A 3,235-nucleotide genomic window follows, 5' to 3' on the forward strand; every position below is an offset into this window, starting at 1 on the left:
GCGGCACGATCGGCTATGTCGGCGTGCCGCATGGCGTCACCTTTGACGGCCAGAACCTGTTCTTCGGCCAAAAACGCATGCTGGGCGGCCCGGCGCCCGTCCGCCGCTTCCTGCCTGACCTGATTGACCGCGTGCTCAAGGGCAGGATGAAGCCCGGCAAGGTCTTTGACCTGCAGCTGCCGCTGGCGGAAGTCGACGAAGGCTACCGCGCCATGGACGAACGCCGTGCGATCAAGGTGATGCTTTCCGTCTAGTCTAGCCGGCCTCAGTTGCCGGGAAGCGTGGTCCACAGCTTGACGGCAAAGCCGCGCTTGTCGAGCTGCCACGGATTGCCGGTGATCACCGCCTTGCCGTTCCGGCATTTGTAGTAATAGACAGCGTCGTGGCCGGTCACGAAGGCCGGTACGACGTCGTCATTCGGGTTGGCCTTGCAGAATTCATCCGCGCCGGGATTGTCGCGCGCGGCGTTCATCCTGGCGCAAGGCAGGTTGGCGCCGACGAAGCAGACCAGCACCTTGCCGTTCATGCAGCGATAGTTGGCCTGTGCCTGCAATTCGGACTCCTGCGGTGCGCCATTGGCGTCCGGAAACAGCCTTTTGAACGCCTTGGCCGTGCCGTCGTAAAGATCGTGCGAATAGGGGCGGATGGTGTCGTCGTTCTTCACCTGTCGGCACAATTCAGGGAGGTTCGTGGTCGTGGCTGCCGCCGCGCTACTTGGGGCGACGACCCACCAGGCGAAGGTCGACAGCAGCACAGAAGCGAAACCGATCGCCGAAAAGCGCAATGCCCGCATTTTGACGTTCTCAGCAAACTGCGCGGCGACTGCCACGCGAACGAAATCTTAATGTAAATCAAGCGTAATCCCGACAATTAAAATTATGCGTATGTGTTGGGGTTGCGCATGCCGGAATATTCTTCGTTCATCCGGTCGATCCGGATCCGTTATCTGTCTGGATTGCTGATCTTCGCGCTGGCCTCCGCCGTGGTCATGTTTGCGCTCAACCGCGTCAACTCCTTTCGTCATGACGTCGACGCGCTGAGCGGCAATCTGGTCATTTTCGGCCGCGACCTGCGCAACGCGACCAATTTCGCCGAGACCACCGGCACCACCTGGCGCGCCGAGACGCGCGATGGCCTGGTGGCGTCGGCACGTGGCCATTCGGAACGACTTTCCGGCGAGGTCGAGACCCTCACCGCCAGGCTCGCCGCCCTGCGGCCGCGCCTGTCGAAGAACACCCTCAACGAGCTCGATTCCGCTTCCGTGAACGGCGACCTGTTCTGGTCGGCGCGCGACATGGTGCGCAACTTCAACCTGATGTCGGTGGCGCAGAAGGTCGACGAATGGAGCTATCGCGAGATCCGCAACCAGAACGACCTGTTTGCGCAGCCGATGCTGGTCCGCGTCCGCACCGCCATGGACAATGAGCGTCATCTGGCCGACGCGGCCGGCGACAGGCTGCTTCTGTGGGCGAGCTGCCTGTTGTTCGCGGTGCTTGGCATCGTCGCCTTCTGGGTCTTCAGGCCGATGGAAAAGGCGATCCGCCGCGCCTTTGCCGAGACCGCGGCATCGCTGTTCAAGGCCGAGGCCGCCGACCGCGCCAAGTCCGAATTCCTGGCCAATATGAGCCATGAGATCCGCACGCCGATGAATGGCGTGCTCGGCATGGCCGAGCTTCTGGCCAAGACCGAATTGACCACGCGTCAGAAGACCTTCACCGACGTCATCGTCAAATCCGGCAATGCCTTGCTCACCATCATCAACGACATCCTCGACTTCTCCAAGATCAACGCCGGCCAGATGATGCTCGACCCGGCGCCTTTCCGTCTGTCGGAAGCGGTCGAGGACGTGGCGACGCTGGTGTCGGCGCGCGTCGCAGAGAAGAACATCGAGCTCATCGTGCGTGTCGATCCGCGGCTGCCGTCCTTCGTCGTCGGCGATGCCGGGCGCTTCAGGCAGATCGTCACCAATTTGGTCGGCAACGCGGTGAAGTTCACCGAGAAGGGCCACGTGCTGGTCGATGTCGGCGGCGAAGTGACGGACGGCGTCGTCCAGCTCAAGGTTCGTGTCGAGGATACCGGCATCGGCATTCCGGCCGAGAAGCTGCAGAGCGTGTTCGAGAAATTCGCGCAGGTCGACGGCTCCTCGACGCGCCGCCACGAGGGCACCGGCCTTGGCCTGGCGATCGCTGCCCGCCTCGTCGATCTGATGGGCGGCAAGATCGGCGTCGAGAGCGAGATCGGCCGCGGCTCGGTCTTCTGGTTCGCCGTGCCGCTGCCAGCGCACAGCCAGGATGCGCGCGACGAGATCGTGCCGGTCGACGTCACCGGCGCGCGCGTGCTGGTCATCGACGACAATCCGGTCAACCGCGAGATCCTGCTGGAACAGTTGCGGAGCTGGAGCTTCGACTGCGCCGCCGCCGAAAGCGGCGCCGTCGGCCTCGCCTTCCTCGACCGCGCCAGCCAGCTCGGCGCCGCTGTCGACTGCATCATCCTCGACTACCAGATGCCGGGCATGAGCGGCGCCGACGTCGCCAAGGCCATTGCCGCCGACAGCCGCATGTCCTCCATTCCGGTGGTGATCCTGACCTCGGTCGACCAGGTCGATTTCGGCAAGATGGTCATCGATTTCGGCATCGCTGCGCATCTGACCAAGCCGGCGCGCTCGGCCGTCCTCCTCGGCACCGTCATCTCGGTGATCCAGAAGGCGCGTTCCCAGGTCGGCAAGGCACACTTCGTTCGTGAGGCAGTCGCGCCGAAAGCAGCGCCCGCGCCGGCCTTCACCGTTATTCACGGTCCGGCCACACCGGCGCCCCCCGCGCCGGAACCGGCGGCCGCGCCGAACGGTCCGATCGACATCCTCATCGCCGAGGACAATGACGTGAACCAGCTTGTCTTCGGCCAGATCCTAAATGGCCTCGGCCTCAGCTACCGCATCGCCGGCAACGGCCGCACAGCGGTGGAGATGTACAGGGCGCTGCGGCCAAGGCTGATCCTGATGGATGTCTCGATGCCAGAGATGAACGGCTACGAGGCGACCGGCGCCATCCGTCAGATCGAACGGCAGAACGGCAGCCACACGCCGATCATCGGCGTCACCGCCCACGCGCTGAAGGGCGACCGCGAGAAATGCATCGAGGCCGGCATGGACGATTATCTGGCGAAGCCGATCTCGCCCGACCGCCTTGGCAGCAAGATCGGCACCTGGCTCAGCGAGACGGTCGCGGTGAAGACAGCG

At 64.0% G+C, this 3,235-nt stretch carries 2 protein-coding genes and 1 pseudogene; 2 read left to right on the forward strand and 1 reads right to left on the reverse strand.

Going from position 1 to position 3,235, the window contains the following annotated elements; all coding sequences use genetic code 11:
• Positions 1-254 (forward strand): annotated as a pseudogene (locus EOA33_RS29270) (IMP dehydrogenase); the annotation flags it as partial.
• Positions 255-265: 11 nt separating this feature from the next.
• Here the strand turns inward: EOA33_RS29270 and EOA33_RS29275 are convergent.
• The gene (locus EOA33_RS29275) at positions 266-793 is read right to left on the reverse strand and encodes a hypothetical protein (protein ID WP_126057938.1); all 528 of its coding nucleotides are present in this window, start codon (positions 791-793) and stop codon (positions 266-268) included.
• Positions 794-901: 108 nt separating this feature from the next.
• Between EOA33_RS29275 and EOA33_RS29280 the strand changes: the two genes are divergently transcribed.
• Positions 902-3,235, forward strand: a 2,334-nt coding sequence (locus EOA33_RS29280; RefSeq protein WP_126057937.1) for a response regulator, incomplete at its 3' end; no start/stop codon positions are given.

The organism is Mesorhizobium sp. M4A.F.Ca.ET.050.02.1.1 (genome assembly GCF_003997725.1).
In the GTDB taxonomy this organism is placed as follows: domain Bacteria; phylum Pseudomonadota; class Alphaproteobacteria; order Rhizobiales; family Rhizobiaceae; genus Mesorhizobium.

Excerpts from the sequence above, each read along its gene's own strand:
- EOA33_RS29275 (WP_126057938.1), bottom strand. The coding sequence starts at position 793 with ATGCGGGCATTGCGCTTTTCGGCGATCGGTTTCGCTTCTGTGCTGCTG.